General features: G+C 68.5%; 17 protein-coding genes. 13 read left to right on the top strand and 4 right to left on the bottom strand.

Annotation, left to right across the window (positions count from 1 at the left end):
• Nucleotides 1-926 (bottom strand): glucose-1-phosphate thymidylyltransferase RfbA (rfbA, locus tag ACFVJS_RS01015; RefSeq protein ID WP_378876536.1); only part of this gene is annotated, 926 nt, incomplete at its 3' end.
• 94 nt (nt 927-1020) lie between these two features.
• Here rfbA and rfbB point away from each other — a divergent pair.
• Together rfbB and ACFVJS_RS01025 are read left to right on the top strand one after the other, a co-directional pair.
• Nucleotides 1021-2034, top strand: coding sequence for a dTDP-glucose 4,6-dehydratase (gene rfbB, locus ACFVJS_RS01020; RefSeq protein WP_378876538.1), 1014 nt, complete (start codon nt 1021-1023; stop codon nt 2032-2034).
• Entirely contained in the window at nt 2035-3417 is a 1383-nt protein-coding gene (locus ACFVJS_RS01025) for a sugar nucleotide-binding protein (protein WP_378876540.1), read from the top strand.
• 59 nt (nt 3418-3476) lie between these two features.
• Here the strand turns inward: ACFVJS_RS01025 and ACFVJS_RS01030 are convergent, their stop codons facing one another.
• A complete protein-coding gene (locus ACFVJS_RS01030; protein ID WP_378876542.1) occupies nt 3477-4412 on the bottom strand; it encodes a sulfite exporter TauE/SafE family protein in 936 nt (311 codons plus the stop codon).
• Between the two features lie 28 nt (nt 4413-4440).
• Here ACFVJS_RS01030 and ACFVJS_RS01035 point away from each other — a divergent pair, with 28 nt between their 5' ends.
• The 3 genes from ACFVJS_RS01035 to ACFVJS_RS01045 all read left to right on the top strand — a co-directional run bounded on the left by ACFVJS_RS01035 (nt 4441) and on the right by ACFVJS_RS01045 (nt 6514).
• Nucleotides 4441-5397, top strand: a complete 957-nt coding sequence (locus ACFVJS_RS01035; RefSeq protein ID WP_378876544.1) for an asparaginase — start codon at nt 4441-4443, stop codon at nt 5395-5397.
• A 141-nt stretch (nt 5398-5538) separates the two neighbouring features.
• Nucleotides 5539-5982: a helix-turn-helix domain-containing protein gene (locus tag ACFVJS_RS01040; RefSeq protein WP_378876546.1), complete on the top strand. Its 444-nt coding sequence runs from the start codon at nt 5539-5541 to the stop codon at nt 5980-5982.
• Nucleotides 5960-6514: a hypothetical protein gene (locus ACFVJS_RS01045; protein WP_378876548.1), complete on the top strand. Its 555-nt coding sequence runs from the start codon at nt 5960-5962 to the stop codon at nt 6512-6514. The genes ACFVJS_RS01040 and ACFVJS_RS01045 overlap by 23 nt, the downstream gene beginning before the upstream one ends.
• Before the next feature lie 125 nt (nt 6515-6639).
• Here ACFVJS_RS01045 and galE read toward each other — a convergent pair whose 3' ends face one another.
• Nucleotides 6640-7617: a UDP-glucose 4-epimerase GalE gene (galE, locus tag ACFVJS_RS01050; protein WP_378876550.1), complete on the bottom strand. Its 978-nt coding sequence runs from the start codon at nt 7615-7617 to the stop codon at nt 6640-6642.
• A 43-nt stretch (nt 7618-7660) separates the two neighbouring features.
• Between galE and ACFVJS_RS01055 the strand changes: the two genes are divergently transcribed.
• From ACFVJS_RS01055 to ACFVJS_RS01090, 8 genes are all read left to right on the top strand, one after another.
• Nucleotides 7661-8335: a dihydrofolate reductase family protein gene (locus ACFVJS_RS01055; protein ID WP_378876552.1), complete on the top strand. Its 675-nt coding sequence runs from the start codon at nt 7661-7663 to the stop codon at nt 8333-8335.
• Between the two features lie 97 nt (nt 8336-8432).
• Nucleotides 8433-9347 (top strand): carbohydrate ABC transporter permease, encoded by a 915-nt coding sequence (locus ACFVJS_RS01060; RefSeq protein WP_378876554.1) that lies wholly within the window; start codon nt 8433-8435, stop codon nt 9345-9347.
• Entirely contained in the window at nt 9344-10192 is an 849-nt protein-coding gene (locus tag ACFVJS_RS01065) for a carbohydrate ABC transporter permease (protein ID WP_378876556.1), read from the top strand. Before ACFVJS_RS01060 ends, ACFVJS_RS01065 begins: the two co-directional genes overlap by 4 nt.
• 42 nt (nt 10193-10234) lie before the next feature.
• On the top strand, nt 10235-11611 hold the full coding sequence (locus ACFVJS_RS01070; protein WP_378876558.1) for an ABC transporter substrate-binding protein: 1377 nt from the start codon (nt 10235-10237) through the stop codon (nt 11609-11611).
• A 48-nt stretch (nt 11612-11659) separates the two neighbouring features.
• A complete protein-coding gene (locus tag ACFVJS_RS01075; protein ID WP_378876560.1) occupies nt 11660-12418 on the top strand; it encodes an enoyl-CoA hydratase-related protein in 759 nt (252 codons plus the stop codon).
• A 48-nt stretch (nt 12419-12466) separates the two neighbouring features.
• Nucleotides 12467-13228 (top strand): DinB family protein, encoded by a 762-nt coding sequence (locus tag ACFVJS_RS01080; protein ID WP_378876562.1) that lies wholly within the window; start codon nt 12467-12469, stop codon nt 13226-13228.
• A 75-nt stretch (nt 13229-13303) separates the two neighbouring features.
• Complete coding sequence (locus ACFVJS_RS01085) at nt 13304-14686, top strand: cytochrome ubiquinol oxidase subunit I (RefSeq protein ID WP_378876565.1); 1383 nt, start codon at nt 13304-13306, stop codon at nt 14684-14686.
• Nucleotides 14686-15684, top strand: coding sequence for a cytochrome d ubiquinol oxidase subunit II (locus ACFVJS_RS01090; protein WP_378876567.1), 999 nt, complete (start codon nt 14686-14688; stop codon nt 15682-15684). The genes ACFVJS_RS01085 and ACFVJS_RS01090 overlap by 1 nt, the downstream gene beginning before the upstream one ends.
• On the opposite strand, the gene ACFVJS_RS01095 is transcribed toward ACFVJS_RS01090, so the two are convergent.
• Nucleotides 15660-16358 carry a helical backbone metal receptor gene (locus ACFVJS_RS01095; protein ID WP_378876569.1) on the bottom strand — a complete coding sequence of 233 codons (699 nt, stop codon included), beginning with the start codon at nt 16356-16358 and terminating at the stop codon, nt 15660-15662. The genes ACFVJS_RS01090 and ACFVJS_RS01095 overlap by 25 nt on opposite strands.
• Between the last annotated feature and the right edge of the window lie 76 nt (nt 16359-16434).

Raw genomic sequence — 16434 nt, forward strand, 5'->3', positions numbered from 1 at the left:
CCCCCGGCGAGGAGGCGCCCGCCGTCGTCCGCGTCGACCTCGTCCGGGAGCGGTCTGGCGAGCAGGCCGAGCAGGTACTTCCCGTAGCCGCTCTTCAACAGGGGCTGGGCGAGTGCGGAGAGCTCCTCGTCGGAGAGCCAGCCCTGGCGCCAGGCGACCTCTTCGGGGGCGCCGATCTTGGTGCCCTGCCGGTGCTCGATCGCGCGGATGAAGTTGGCGGCCTCGTTGAGGTCCTCGAGGGTGCCGGTGTCGAGCCAGGCGGTGCCGCGGGGGAGCACCTCGACCGAGAGGGTGCCGGCCTCGAGGTAGATCCGGTTGAGGTCGGTGATCTCGAGCTCGCCGCGGGCGGAGGGCCGCAGGTTGCGGGCGTGCTCGACGACCGAGCTGTCGTAGAAGTAGAGGCCGGGGACGGCGTACGGGCTCTTCGGCTTCTCGGGCTTCTCCTCGAGCGAGATCGCCTTGAAGGAGTCGTCGAACTCGACGACGCCGTAGGCCCGCGGGTCGGCGACGCGGTAGCCGAAGACGGCACCGCCGTGGATGGTCTTGAAGCGAGCGAGCTGGGTGCCGAGGCCGGGGCCGTAGAAGATGTTGTCGCCCAGCACGAGTCCCACGCCGTCCTCGGACTCGTCGAGGAAGCCGACGTCGGCGCCGATCGTGAACGCCTGGGCGAGACCGTCGGGGGAGGGCTGCTCGGCGTAGCTGATGTTGACGCCGAGATGGCTGCCGTCACCGAGGAGGCGGTGGAAGCCGGAGGCCTCGTGGGGCGTGGTGATGACCAGGATGTCCCGGATGCCGGCCAGCATCAGCGTGGTCAGCGGGTAGTAGATCATCGGTTTGTCGTAGATCGGCATCAGCTGCTTGCTGATCGCGAGAGTGATCGGGTGCAGACGTGAGCCGGTGCCTCCGGCAAGGATGATGCCCTTCATGGTCAGTTGATCCTACGGATGTTCACCGCACGTTCTAGGGAACCCACCGGGGCGAGGCGACCACCGCGTGGTTAATTCTGCCTACGATGAGCCGGTGAGACGGATTCTTGTGACTGGTGGGGCCGGGTTCATCGGCTCCAACTTCGTGCACCACCTCGTGGCCAACACCGACGCGTACGTGACGGTGCTCGACAAGCTGACCTATGCCTCCTCGGAGGCGTCGCTGGCCGGGCTCCCGGACGACCGGGTGAAGCTGGTGGTCGGTGACATCGCCGACGCTGCCGTCGTCGAGCCGCTGGTCGCGGAGTCTGACGCGGTGGTGCACTACGCGGCCGAGTCCCACAACGACAACTCGCTCTCCGACCCGGCCCCGTTCATCCAGACCAACATCGTCGGCACCTTCGTGCTGCTCGAGGCGGTCCGCAAGCACGACGTACGTTTCCACCATGTCTCCACCGACGAGGTCTACGGCGACCTCCCTCTGCTCGACGAGGTGGGCTCCGACCCGAAGCGATTCACCGAAGATACCCCCTACCAGCCCTCCTCGCCCTACTCGGCCTCCAAGGCCGGCTCCGACCACCTCGTCCGCGCCTGGGTGCGCTCCTTCGGCGTGCGCGCGACGATCTCCAACTGCTCCAACAACTACGGCCCCTGGCAGCACGTCGAGAAGTTCATCCCGCGTCAGATCACCGAGGTGATCGAGGGTCGGCGGCCGCGCGTCTACGGCGACGGGCTCAACGTCCGCGACTGGATCCACACCGACGACCACTCCTCGGCGGTCTGGACGATCCTGGAGAAGGGCCGGATCGGGCAGACCTACCTGATCGGCGCCGACGGCGAGAAGTCCAACGTCGAGGTCGTCCGCGCGATCCTGCGCCACTTCGGCAGGCCCGAGGACGACATCGAGTGGGTCACCGACCGCGCCGGCCACGACCGCCGCTACGCCATCGAGTCCGGCAAGCTGCGCAACGAGCTCGGCTGGGAGCCGAAATACCAGGACTTCGACAAGGGCCTGGCCGCGACGATCGCCTGGTACCAGGAGAACGAGGCCTGGTGGTCGCCGCTCAAGCACGAGACCGAAGCCAAGTACGCCGCGAAGGGGCAGTGAATGTCGGAGCTCGCCGTTGAGCAGACGCCGATTCCGGGTCTGCTGGTCGTCCGCCTGCCCGTGCACGGGGACGCCCGCGGCTGGTTCAAGGAGAACTGGCAGCGCGAGAAGATGATCGCGCTCGGGCTGCCCGACTTCGGACCGGTGCAGAACAACATGTCCTTCAACGCCTCCCGCGGGGCGACCCGAGGCATCCACACCGAGCCGTGGGACAAGTTCGTCTCCGTGGCCTGCGGGCGGGTCTTCGCGGCCTGGGTGGACATGCGCGAGGGTTCGTCGTTCGGGACCACCTTCTCGGTCGAGATCGGTCCGGAGACCGCGGTCTTCGTGCCGCGTGGGGTCGGCAACTCCTACCAGGCGCTGGAGGACCTCACGGTCTACTCCTACCTGGTCAACGACCACTGGCGCCCCGGGTTCGCCTACCCGGCGCTCAACCTGGCCGACGAGACCGCCGCCATCCCGTGGCCGATCCCGCTGGAGTCCGCCGAGATCTCCGAGAAGGACAAGGCCAACCCACGGCTGGCCGAGGTCACCCCGATGAAGCCGAAGAAGACGCTGATCATCGGCTCCAACGGCCAGCTCGGCCGGGCCCTGGTGTCGGTCTTCCCGGATGCGGACGCCGTCGATCTCGACGAGCTGGACATCTCCGACGAGAAGGCGGTCGCGGCCTGGCCGTGGGCCGACTACCAGCTCATCCTCAACGCCGCCGCCTACACCGCCGTCGACGTCGCCGAGACGCCCGACGGCAGGCGCACCGCCTGGGCGGCCAACGCGACGGCTCCGGCGCTGCTCGCCCGGGTCGCGACCGAGCACCGGCTGACCCTGGTGCACTACTCGACCGAGTACGTCTTCGACGGCACCGCGACCGAGCACACCGAGGACGAGCCCGTCTCGCCGCTCGGCGTCTACGCCCAGTCCAAGGCCGCCGGTGACATCGCCGTCGCCGGCACGCCCCGCCACTACATCCTGCGCACCTCCTGGGTCGTGGGTGATGGCAAGAACTTCGTACGCACCATGGCGGCTCTCGCCGAGAAGGGCGTCTCGCCCACCGTGGTCGACGACCAGATCGGCCGGCTCACCTTCACCGACACGCTCGCGGCGGCCACCGCTCACCTGCTGCGGTCCGGTGCTGCGTACGGGGTCTACAACTGCACCAACTCCGGTGAGCCGTGCTCGTGGCGCGACATCGCCGCCGAGGTGTTCGCCCTTTCGGGGCGTGACGGGGCCGACGTGGGCGCCACTTCGACCGAGGCCTACTTCGCCGGCAAGGAGGGCGTCGCCCCGCGGCCGCTCAACTCGGTGATGTCCCTCGACAAGCTCACCGCCACCGGTTTCGAGCCCGAGGACCACCTAGAAGCGCTACGCCGCTACCTCAAAGCCTGACGCCCCGCTGGTCGACACGCCTCCGCCTAGCGACTCCGGCGGCTCGACCAGCGGGCTTACTACTTCTCGGTGCGCTCGGGCAGCCGCCAGGCGGCGGCGTTGTTGTCGAAGGGGGTCAGGCCGCGCGACTGCCGGATGAAGCCCCACAGCAGCGGGCCCAGGAGCAGCATCCCGCCGCCCAAGAACAGCAGGAACGTCGCGTCGGCGCCGAGCATCTTGGCGCCCGAGAGCGTCAGCATGATGACGATGCCTCGCCGGATGACCGACTGGGAGACCCAGCGCGCCATCCGGGAGCCGAGGAACGTGCCGGGGGTGCCGCCGAGGATGAGCGGGATCAGCACCGCCCAGTCGACGCCGTGGTTGATCACCTGGCCGATGGCGGCGGCGAGCACGAGCGGGACCGCCTGGACCAGGTCGGTGCCGACGAGCTTGACCGCCGAGAGGGTCGGGTAGACCAGCAGCAGCGCGATCATGATGACCGAGCCGGAGCCGACCGAGGTGATGCCGACCAGGAGGCCGCCGAGCGCGCCGATGACGATGGTGAGCGCCGGCTTCAGGTCGGGATCGTCCTGGGGAGCCTCGTTGCCGCCGGTGACCAGCCGCAGCTGGAGGTACATCCGGAACATGTAGGACGCCGCCGCGAACAGCAGCGCACCGCCGAGGATCATCTTGAGGAAGTGGTCGGTGTCGCCCGGCGCCAGCTTGTGCACGAACGTGCCCAGGAACGCGAACGGCACCGAGCCGATGATCAGGTACGTCGCCAGCCGGATGTTGGGCGAGCCGTGACGCCAGTGCACCGCGGCGCCGACCGACTTGTTGACCGAGGCGGCGACGAGGTCGTTGGCGACCGCGGTCGTCGGTGGCACCCCGAGGAAGATCAGCGCCGGTGTCATCAGGGCGCCACCGCCCATACCGGTCAGGCCGACGACGATGCCGATGCCGAAGCTGACCACGAGCACGCTGAGCGCGTCTTGGGTGAGGAGGTCGGCGAACACGGGGCAACTCTCACATAGTCTCGCCCCCATGCCAGCACCCGTGCCGTTCGCCGAGATCGTCCGCTCCGACTTCGTCGAGGGACACCACTACGGATCCATCCTCTGTCTGGAGGCCGATGGCACCGTGGGGTGGTCGCTCGGCGATGTCGACTCGCCGATCCTCCCGCGCTCCTCGAACAAGCCGGTCCAGGCGCTCGCGATGGTGATCCTCGGTCTCGACCTGCCCCCCGACCTGCTCGCCCTCGCCTGTGCCTCCCACTCGGGGGAGGCCTTCCATCAGGAAGGCGTACGCCGCATCCTGGCCACCGTCGGCCTGGACGAGTCCGCGCTCGGCAACATCGAGGACTATCCGTTCGGCGCGGAGGCACGTGAGGAGGCGCTCCGTCGCGGCGAGGCGAAGAGCCGGCTGGCGATGAACTGCTCCGGCAAGCACGCCGCGATGCTCGCCACCTGCGTCGCCGCCGGCTGGCCGCTGGAGGGCTATCTGGATCCCGAGCACCCGCTGCAGGTGGGGATCCAGGAGGTGCTCGAGGCGTGCACCGGCGAGGCTGCGTACGTCACCGTCGACGGTTGCGGCGCACCGGCGCTGTCGACCTCGCTGACCGGGCTCGCCCGGGCGTTCTCGACGATCGCCTCGGCGGTCGACGGACCGGGTGCCCGGGTCGCCGAGGCGATGCGCTCCCACCCCGAGTACGTCTCGGGCACCACCCGCGACGAGGTCGCGCTGCACCGCGCCGTACCCGGTCTGATCGGCAAGCTGGGTGCCGAGGCCGTCTACGCGGTCGCCCTGCCCGACGGCCGGGCCTGGGCGCTGAAGGCTGACGACGGCGGCGACCGGGCGCGCGCGGTCGTGATGGCTGCCGCGCTGCTGCGCGACGGAGTCGGTGACCTGGACGGGGTCGACGCCGACGCCGTGCGGGCGACAGGTGAGGCGCCGATCCTCGGGGGTGGCCTCCCGGTCGGGGAGATCCGCGCTCTGCTGTGACCTGCTAGCGGACTGTTAGCGACCTCGTGGCGTGGAGGTAACGCGTATTTCCGCCGGTTGACGAGGCAACTAGTAGGTGATATGTGTCACTTCGGTTGCCCAGGCCTTGTGATTGCTAGCAATAGTTAGCACACTGGAGTCATGGTCAAGAGCAAGGTCACGAGTGCGGTTGGCACGCTTGGCGAGTATCTGAAGGAGCAGAGGATCTCTGCTGAGATGTCGCTGCGCCAGCTCGCCGACCAAGCAGGCGTGTCCAACCCCTACCTCAGTCAGATCGAGCGCGGTCTGCGCAAGCCATCGGCTGAGGTCCTCCAGCAGATCGCCAAGGCGCTGCGCATCTCGGCGGAGCAGGTCTACGTCCGTGCCGGGATCCTCAGCCCCGACTCCAACGTCGGGGGCTCCGTGGAACTCGCGGTGCTCGCCGATCCGAACCTGACCGAGCGGCAGAAGCACTCGCTGCTCGACGTCTACCACTCGTTCCTTGCTCTCAACAGTCGTGTCACCGACGATGCGCCGGCCGCCGATGAAACCGACGAAGAATCCCATCACGAGGAGAACCCAGATGCCCACGCTGCCCAAGATTGAGACCACCAAGCCCCTCAACGCCGTCGCCGGCGTAGCCGACCTCGCCTACGAGACCGTCAAGGACCTCGCCACCGACCTGCAGAAGCGGGTCGACGGCTACCGCACCGGGGCGACCACCAAGCTGACCGACGCTCGCACCAAGGCGACGGAGAAGGCCACCGCGTACCGCACCCAGGCGACCGAGAAGGCGACCGCCGCCAAGGCGACCGTGACCGGCTTCGACCCGAAGAGCCTGCCGGCTCTCGCCAAGGAGCAGTACACCGTCCTGCCCGAGAAGCTGAAGACCACCGTCAAGGCCAAGCTCGACGAGACCACCGGCTCCGCCACCGGCACCTACGACAAGCTCGCCAGCCGCGGCGAGACCTTCGTCGCGAAGTTCAAGAAGTCCGAGGCCACCGAGGCTCCCAAGGCTGAGGCTCCCAAGGCCGAGGCCCCCAAGGCCGAGGCGCCGAAGGCTGCGGCTCCGAAGGCCGAGAAGCCGGCGCCCGCCAAGAAGGCCCCGGCGAAGAAGACGGCTGCCAAGAAGGCCTGATCCTGGCCTGTTCCTTCGTCGAGGTATGTCGACGAAGGCACACATCCCTCGCGGAGTTCCGCGAGGGATGTGTTTGTTTTGCTGCATACCCTTCGGCAGGCTCAGGACACCGCCTTGACGAAGGATCAGCTCGGGTAGTCGGCCCCCGCGGCCTGACGGGCCTCCCAGGCGGTGGCGACCATGGAGCGCAGGTCGTGGCGCATCTCCCACTCGAGGTCGCGCCGGGCGAGCTCGCCGGTGGCGACGATGCGAGCGGGGTCGCCGGGGCGTCGCGGCTTGATGACCGGCTCGAAGTCGATGCCGGTCACCTCGCGGATGGCGTCCATGATCTGCCGCACGGAGGAGCCGTCGCCGGAGCCGAGGTTGTAGACCGGCTCGAGGTCCTTGCCCTCCGCGAGCCGCTTGGCGGCGACGACGTGGGAGTGGGCGAGGTCGGCGACGTGCACGTAGTCGCGTACGCAGGTGCCGTCGGGGGTCGGGTAGTCGTCGCCGTTGATCTGCGGCGTCTTGCCCTTCGCCAGCGCGTCGAAGACCAGCGGGAAGAGATTGTGGGGGCTGGTGTCGTAGAGGTCCTTGCTGCCGGAGCCGACGACGTTGAAGTAGCGCAGGCTGGTGTGCGCGAGGCCCTCGGCACGGGCGACGTCGGCGATCAGCCACTCGCCGATCAGCTTCGACTCGCCGTAGGGGCTCTCCGGGTTGGTCGGCGTGGTCTCCGTGACCAGGTCGACGTCGGGGGTGCCGAAGGTCGCGGCGGAGGAGGAGAAGACCAGCTTGTCGACCCCGGTGGCCACCATCGCCTCGAGGAGGTTGGCGGTGCCGGTGACGTTCTGCGCGTAGGTGTGCAGCGGCCGCTGCACCGACACCCCGGCGTACTTGAAGCCGGCGAGGTGGATGACTCCTTCGACCCCGTTGTCGGTGATCGCCTGCTCGATGGCGGGCTTGTCCAGCAGCGTCGCCTCGACGAACGAGACGTTGTCGGGCACGAACTTCGCGAACCCCGAGGAGAGGTCGTCGATGACGACCGGCTCGAGGCCTGCGTCGAGCAGCGCCTGCACGACGTGCGATCCGATGTAGCCCGCGCCTCCGGTAACCAACCAACTCATGCGAAGAAGATAGCGGCAGGTGCCAGCGCCTAACGTTGGCAGGGTGATCCTCCTGCACGGTGACGGTGACCCGACGACTCCCGAGGGCCTGCGTGCCGTCTACACGCCTCCCCGCCTGCCCTGGCTGAGGGCCAACATGGTCAGTTCTCTGGACGGCGCGGCGACCGGCTCCGATGGCCGTTCCGGCACCGTCAACAACGCCGTCGACGTCGACGTCTTCCACCTCCTCCGCGAGCTGGCCGACGTGGTCCTGGTCGGGGCGGGGACCGCGACGGCCGAGACCTATACGGCCCAGGGCACGCCGATCGTCGTCGTCTCCCGGCACGGCCGGGTCCCTGACGGTCTGCGCGGCTGCGAGCCCGGCGCGGTCCGACTCGCCACCGTCACCGACGCACCGGGCCTGGCGGCCGCACGCGACGAGATCGGCGAGTCGAACGTCTACGTCGTCGGCGACTCCGAGGTCGACCTGCCCGCACTGGTGAGCAGGCTCCACGACGAGGGCATGCGCCACGTGCTGTGCGAGGGCGGGCCGAGCCTCCTCGGGTCGCTGCTCGAGGCGGGTCTGGTCGACGAGCTCTGCCACACGATCACGCCCAAGCTCCTCGCCGGCGACGGCCGGCGGATCGTGACCGGGCCGCCCATCAACGTACCGGTGTCGCTGGCGTCCCTCATCGAGCAGGACGGCACGTTGCTCGGACGTTGGCTCGTGGACCCATGATGTTCACCATCAGTTTCCGGTAACGAAATCTTGAGACCAAGAGTTTTACTCTTGACGGGGTCCGACCCAGCCGCTTGACTCACCGATCGTGCCAGGTATGACGGCCGTCACGACCAAGCGACCACGTCAGGCACTCTCGGGAAGACGCGTACGGGAGTGGCTGATCTTTCTGGCGTTCGTGCTGCCCAACGTCGCGCTGATCGCGGTCTTCATCTACCGGCCGCTCTTCCAGAACATCTACTACTCGACGCTCAACTGGACACTGGGCTCGAAGTTCGCGACCCCGGTCGGGCTGGGCAACTACCGCGACTTCTTCGCCTCCGGTGAGGCCGGGAAGGTCCTGACGACCACCGGCATCTTCACGGTCGCCACCGTCGGGCTCACCCTCGCGCTGGGCCTCGGCGTCGCGCTGGCGCTCAACCGCAGGCTCCCGGGCGCGGGATTCGCGCAGGCCACGGTCTTCGCGCCCTACATCCTCTCCGGCTACGGTGTCGGGCTCGCCTGGCTCTACATCTTCGACCCGAACATCGGCGCCCTCTCCGCGATCCTGCGCGACATCGGCCTGAACAGCCCGGAGTGGATCAACTCGCCGCCGTGGACGCTGACGATGGTGATCATCGTCTACGTCTGGAAGAACCTCGGCTACGCCGCGGTCATCTACCTCGCCGGTCTCCAGGCGGTCCCGGGCGACCTGCTGGAGGCTGCCGACCTCGACGGGGCCGGGCCGGTGCGGCGGTTCTTCACGGTGACCCTGCCTCTGCTGTCGCCGACCACGTTCTTCCTGATGGTCACCACGATCCTCAACAGCCTGCAGGCCTTCGATCTGCTGATCGCGATGGACAAGCTCGGCCGCGGCGCCCGCACCCTGATCTTCGACGCCTATTTGACCGGCTTCAAGGAGCAGAGCCAAGCGGGTTACTCCGCGATGCTGTCCACGGTGCTCTTCGCGATCCTCGTGGTGCTCACGCTGGTCCAGCTGATCGTCGTGGAGAGGCGGGTCCACTACCGATGAGCGCTCCCTCACGCCGGGTGCGGCTGACGCCGCTGACCGTACGCGACTACCTGGTGCTGCTGCTCGCAGTGCTCGTCGTCGTGCTGCCGCTCGGCTACATGATCCTGGCCTCCTTCAAGGGGCCGGGCGACCTGGCGACCACCGACCTCGTCGTCTTCCCCGAGGTCTGGCAGCCCGAGAACTACTCCGAGGCCGCGCAGAAGGTCCCCTTCGGACGGCTCTTCCTCAACTCCGGGATCGTCACGGTCGTCGGCGCCGGACTGAAGGTGCTGCTCGCCATCCTGACGGCGTACGGCCTGGTCTTCTGCGAGTTCCCCGGCAAGAAGTACCTCTTCTGGGGCGTGCTCGCCACGATGATGGTGCCGCCGCAGGTCACCGCGCTGCCCAACTACGTCTTCATCAGCAGCCTCGGCGGCGAGAACACCTACTGGGGCCTGATCCTGCCGGGCCTCGGCACCGGCTTCGGTACGTTCCTGCTCCGTCAGGCCTTCCTGCAGCTGCCCTACGAGGTGATCGAGGCGGCCCACCTCGACGGCGCTGGCCACTGGAAGCGGCTGTGGCACCACGTCGTGCCGATGGCCCTGCCGAGCATCGCGACCGTGGCGCTGGTCAACGTGGTCTACGAGTGGAACGACTACCTGTGGCCGCTGATCATCATCTCCGAGCCCGAGATGATGACGCTGCCGCGAGGCCTGACGCTGCTGCAGAACAGCGAGTCCGCGGCCAGCTCGTTCGGAGTGCTGATGGCCGGCACCGTGATGGTGCTCCTCCCGATCCTCGTCGTCTTCGCGTTCCTGCAGCGACACATCGTCAACGGCTTCACCCAAGGCGGCGTCAAAGGCTGACGTTCTCAGCCCACAGTCGGCACAACAGGGAAAGGATGCTTCATGAACACCTCGTCCAACCTGCATCGCTCGGGCCTGATCCTGGACCGACGACGGTTCCTCGGCCTCAGCGCCCTGGGTATCTCGGCGGCGGCGCTCTCCGCCTGCGGAGGTGGCCCCTCGACCAGCGGCGGCGGAGGCGGCGCGAGCACCGTCGAGCAGATCGACTTCAGTGGGGTGAAGCCGGCCAAGGAGATCACGTTCTGGACCTCCAACCCCGGTGACTCGATCAAGGTCAGCACCGAGATCGTCAACGCCTTCAACGCCTCGCAGTCCGAGATCACGGTCAAGCTGGTCACGGCCGGCGCCGACTACGAGGAGATCGCGCAGAAGTTCCAGACCGCGCAGACCGGCGGCGACCTGCCCGACATCATCAACCTGTCTGACGTGTGGTGGTTCCGCTACAAGATGAACGACCAGATCATCCCGCTCGACTCCCTCTTCGAGGCGCTCGAGTTCGACACCGACGACTACGTCGACTCGCTGCTGGGCGACTACCTCTACGACGACGCCCACTGGGCGGTGCCATGGGCGCGCTCGACGCCGCTCTTCTACTACAACAAGGACCACTGGAAGAAGGCCGGACTGTCCGACCAGGGCCCGCAGACCTGGGAGGAGTTCGGCGAGTGGAAGACCAAGCTCGCCCAGGCCAGCGGCGCGAAGTTCGCCTTCCAGTTCCCGGCCCTGGCGGGCTACGCCGGCTGGACCCTGCAGAACAATCTGTGGGGCTGGGGCGGCGGTTGGTCGAAGGAGGAGTCCTTCGACATCACCTGTGGCTCCGCCGAGTCGGTCGAGGCGCTCTCCTTCCTCAAGGACTGGGTCTACAAGGACAAGGTCGCCGGCGTCGCCGGGGTCGACCAGATCCAGGACTTCGCGGCAGGTGTCGCCAGCGCCACCGTCGGCTCGACCGGCGACCTGATCACCGCGATCACCTCCGCGAAGTTCGACGTCGGCGTCGCCCCGCTGCCCGCCGGGCCGGCGGAGACGGAGAAGATCTGCCCGACCGGCGGGTCCGGCGTCGGCATCCCGAAGGACATCAGCCCGGAGCGGCAGCTCGCGGCGGGCACCTTCATCAAGTTCCTCACCGAGCCCGAGCAGGCGATCAAGTTCTCCGAGGCGACCGGCTACGTCCCGATCCGCAAGTCCGCCGACCCCGCCGCGATCCTGAAGAAGACCCCGCAGGCCCAGGTCGCGATCGACCAGCTCCCCAACACCCGCTCGCAGGACTACGCCCGCGTCTTCCTGCCCGGAGGTGACCTCGAGATGGCCAACCACATGGCGTCGATCCTCACCGAGGACCGGGACGTCCAGACCGAGATGGACAGCCTGAAGACGGCGCTGGAGAAGATCTACACCGAGCAGGTGAAGCCGCACGTGTGATGAACACCTCGGTAGGGCACCCCTCGGGGTGCCCTACGCTCGGTTCCCGTGAGCGAGGACTTGGTAGTGGAGCGGCGCCCCGGCGTCGTACAGGTGACCTTCAACCGACCGCAGAAGCACAACGCCTTCACCGCGGAGATGTACGGGGCGCTGCACGATCTGTGCGACGAGCTCGCGACGGACGAGTCGGTGAAGGTGCTGGTGCTGACCGGGACCGGCGGGCGGGCGTTCGCGGCCGGCAACGAGATCTCCGACTTCCTCTCCCGCGACGCGGTGGACTACGAGGACTGGATCCGCTCGCTGCTGGAGAAGCTCTTCGCCCTCCCGCAGGTCACCATCGCCGCGGTCGACGGGGTCTGCGTCGGGGGAGGGCTCGCGGTGGCCACCCACTGCGACCTGCGGGTCGCGACGCCTCACTCGCGCTTCGGCTACCCGATCGCGAAGACGCTCGGCAACGCGCTCGCGGCCTCCATCGTCTACCGCGCGGCCGCCGTCTTCGGTGAGCCGGTCGTGCGTGAGATGCTCCTCGCCGCCCGGCTGATCAACGCCGACCGGGCCTACGCCACCGGCGCCCTGACCGCCGTCACCGACTCGCTCGCCGACGAGGTGGAGGCGCTGGTCGAGGGCATCCTGCCGCTCTCCGGCGTCACCGTACGGGCCACCAAGGGCCAGCTCGCTGCGTACGCCGCCCGCGCCGAGGCCTCGCCGGAAGGCGACGAGGACCTGTTGCGCGAGGTCTACACCGGTGCCGACTTCAAGGAGGGCGTCCGTGCCTTTCTGGCCAAGGAGAAGCCCGCTTTCCGCTAGGCCCGTTTAGTCCGTTGACGGCTGGGCGGGGTCGGCCGACGATGGCGTATGCCTTCCGAGCAGACCAGGACGTACGCCGAGACCGACCAGTTCCGCGGCGCGCTGCTCCATCAGAGCGACATCGGCGGTCTGGAGATCCGCGACTGCTGGTTCGAGGAGCGGCTGAAGATCGTCGACTGCTGGGGCAGCGACGTCTATCTCGCCGGTGACTTCGGTCGGATCGTGGTCAACGACGTCGACGTGACGGCGTACGTCGAGGCCGAGCTCGATCGCATCGAGCCCAACCGCGCACTGGCCCGCGAGGCGGAGACCGCGGAGGAGATCCGTGCCGCCTGGGCATCGGTCGAGAAGACCTGGGCGGCGACGGTCGAGCGGGCCCGGGCGCTGCCGGAGGAGCTGCTGCACCGGCGGGTCGACGACGAGTGGTCGTTCATCGAGACCCAGCGCCATCTGCTCTATGCCGGCGACAAGTGGCTCGGCCACCCGGTCCTCGAGGAGGACGAGCCCTACCATCCGCTCGGCTTCGGCCCGGCCGGCGCGGACGAGGCCGGCACCGGCCTCACCGTCGATGCCGATCCGTCGCTGGAGGAGATCCTGGCGCCCCGCCTCGCCCGGATGGGCACGATGAGCGTCTACGTCTCGACGGTCACCGATGCGGACCTCGACCGGCTCTGCACCCGCACCCCGGTCGGCAACGACCCCGAGGCCGACTACTCCGTACGCCGCTGCCTCAAGGTGGTGCTCGCCGAGGAGGCCGAGCACCACCGCTACGCCGTACGTGACCTGGCGGTTCTCACCTCGCGAGACTGAGGCGCCCGGCCCGAGCCGCTTACCGGCGGACCTACCTCTTGCGCTCGTTTGGTTCGGTGTGCGTAGGCTCGAACCGTGATCGCCGAAGCGCTCGCCCTTGCAGCCGAGGAGCCCGCCGGGCTCCTACCGGCGCGACAGCAGATGGCCTTCTCGCTCGGGTGGCACATCATCCTGGCCTGTTTCGGTGTCGCGTTCCCGAGCATGATCTTCGTCGTCCATCTCCTCGGCCTCCGTGGCAACAAGGTGGCGCTCGTCCTGGCCAAGCGGTGGGCGAAGGTCTCAGCGGTGCTCTTCGCGATCGGCGCGGTCTCCGGCACCGTGCTCAGCTTCGAGATGGGGCTGCTCTGGCCGGGGCTGATGGGGAAGTTCGGTGACGTCCTCGGACTGCCGTTCGCGTTCGAGGGGCTCTCGTTCTTCACCGAGGCGATCTTCCTCGGCCTGTACCTCTACGGCTGGGGACGGATGTCGCCACGCCTGCACCTGCTCTGCCTGGTCCCGATGGCCGCCGCCGGGATCTTCGGGACCTTCTGCGTCATCTCGGTCAACGCCTGGATGAACATGCCCACCGGCTTCCGGATCAACGCCGCAGGTGAGGTGGTCGACGTCGAACCGTGGAAGGCGATGTTCAACCAGGGTGCGTTGCTGCAGTTCCTGCACATGTGGCTGGCCGCGTTCATGGTCGCGGGCTTCGTGGTGTCGGCGGTGTACGCCGCCGGTGCCCTGCGAGGACGGCGCGATCCCCATCACCGGCTCGGCTTCACGGTGCCGTTCGTCTTCGCCTCGGTGGCGGCCGTGTTGCAGCCCGTCGTCGGCCACGTCCTCGGGATCCGTCTCGGTGAGACTCAACCGGCGAAGCTGGCCGCCTTCGAGCTGGCCGAGACCACCGAGCAGCCGGCACCGCTGCGCCTGGGCGGGCTGATGATCGACGGCGAACCGCGCTACTTCATCGAGATCCCCAACTGGGGCTCCTTCATCGCCCGTGGCAGCTTCGACCTGCCCGTGCGCGGCCTGGACACCTTCCCGGCCTCCGACGTGCCGCCGGTCAACATCACCCATCTCGCGTTCCAGACGATGATCGGCATCGGGTCGCTGCTGATGCTGGCCGTCATCGGCTACTGGCTGCTGCGCTGGCGCGGTCACGACCTGCTCGAGACCCGATGGTTCTGCTGGTTCGCGGTTGCCGCCGGTCCGCTGGCGGTCGTCGCGCTCGAGTCCGGGTGGGTCGCCACCGAGGTCGGGCGTCAGCCGTGGGTCGTCTACGACGTCATGCGCACCGTCGATGCCGCCGGGGACAACCCGGGTCTGTGGTGGGTCTTCGGCACGATGCTGGTGGTCTACACGCTGTTGACGATCGGTGCCGTCCTGGTGCTGCGCTCGATGGCACGCCGGTGGCGCGAGGGCGGCGAGGACCTGCCCAGCCCGTATGGCCCGGCGGCGATCTCGGAAGAGGCCCGGTGATGAGCCTGGAAGTGGCCGTCGCGGCGGCGCTGTTCGTCGGCGTCCTGGCGTACGCGCTGTTCGGCGGAGCCGACTTCGGGTCCGGCTTCTTCGACCTCACCGCCGGTGGGGCACGTCGGGGTGCGGAGGTCCGCACGCTCATCGACCACAGCATCGGGCCGGTGTGGGAGGTCAACCACGTATGGCTGATCTACTGCCTGGTGGTGTGGTGGACGGCGTTCCCGGAGTCGTTCGCCGCCGTGATGACGACCTTGATCGTGCCGTTGCTGCTGGCGCTGCTCGGCATCGTGCTCCGCGGTGCCTCGTTCGCCTTCCGGAAGTACTCCGCGACGCTGTCGCAGGCCCGTACGTTCGGTGTCGTCTTCGCGACCTCGTCGATCATCACGCCGTTCTTCCTGGGGACCGTCGCGGGGGCGATCGCCTCCGGCAGGGTGCCTGCTGAGGGCTACGGCGACCGCTGGTCGTCCTGGCTGAACCCGACCTCGGTCTTCGGCGGCATCATCGCGGTCGGCACCTGTGCCTTCCTGGCCGGGGTGTTCCTCTGCGCCGACGCCGTACGTGGCGGGAAGCCGGCTCTGGCCTCGACCCTCCGGGTCCGGACCCTCGGGGTCGGGCTGGCCACCGGACTGATCGTCTTCGTCGCGCTGATCCCGATCGAGATCGACGCCCCCACGCTGGCCGACGGACTGGAGCGGCAGGCGGCGCCGCTGATCATCTGCTCGTTCCTGGCCGGGGTGGCCACCTTGTGGCTGGTCTGGAAGAGACGCTTCGCCCTCGCCCGGCTGCCGGCCCTGATCGCGGTGGCCACCGTGATCTCCGGTTGGGGCGTCGGGCAGTACCCGTGGCTCCTGGTCGACGAGGTCCGTCTCGCCGACGCGGGCGGTGCCGAGGCGACCTTGCAGGCGCTGCTGGTCGCCGTCGCGATCGCCGGGCTCGTCGTGGTTCCTCCGCTGGCCCTGCTGTTCCGGCTCACTCAGACCGAGCGGTGGAGCCGATGAGCCTCGAGGAGGCTGGGGCCGTACCAGGTGATCAGCCGGCCGCTGACCAGCTCCGTCGGCGTCCGTGAGAAGGCCTCCGGGCCGTCCTCTGCTGTGAAGACGTACGGCTCGTCGGGCAGCAGCACGGCATCGGCTCCGGCCTCGTCGATCTCGGCCAGGTCGACGTGCGGATAGCGGTCCTCGTGTCGGCCGAAGACGTTCTCCCAGCCGAGCCGCCGCAGCAGGTCGCCGGTGAACGTCCGTGACCCGACCACCATCCACGGGTCGCGCCAGATCGGCACCACGACCCGGCGGCTGACTCGGGGGAGCGGTCCGCACCACAACCGGCGGGCCTCGGTGAGCCAGTCCGGGCGCTCCCAGCCGAGCACGTCGTCGAGGAGTCGCTCGTAGGTCGCCACCGCCTCCGGGACGCTCTCGATCTCGGTGACCTCGACCCGGATGCCGGCCTCGCGGAGCCGGCGGACGTCCAGCTCGCGGTTCTCCTCCTTGTTGGCGATGACCAGGTCCGGCTCGAGGTCGTGGATCACGGTGAGGTTCGGGTTCTTGGTGCCGCGGACGCGGGTCACCTCGAGCCCGGCAGGATGGGTGCACCAGTCCGTGGCGCCGACGAGCGCGTCGGGACGCACCGAGGCCAACGCCTCGGTGATCGAGGGGACCAGACTGACGATCCGCACCGGTTCCCACACCCCCTTCTCCAGCCGCGACGCCGAGCGTACGGCATCGGCCGAGGCGTCTCCGCGGGTGTCGGGC

The sequence above is a fragment of the Nocardioides sp. NPDC057772 genome, from assembly GCF_042798075.1.
Classification (GTDB): domain Bacteria; phylum Actinomycetota; class Actinomycetes; order Propionibacteriales; family Nocardioidaceae; genus Nocardioides.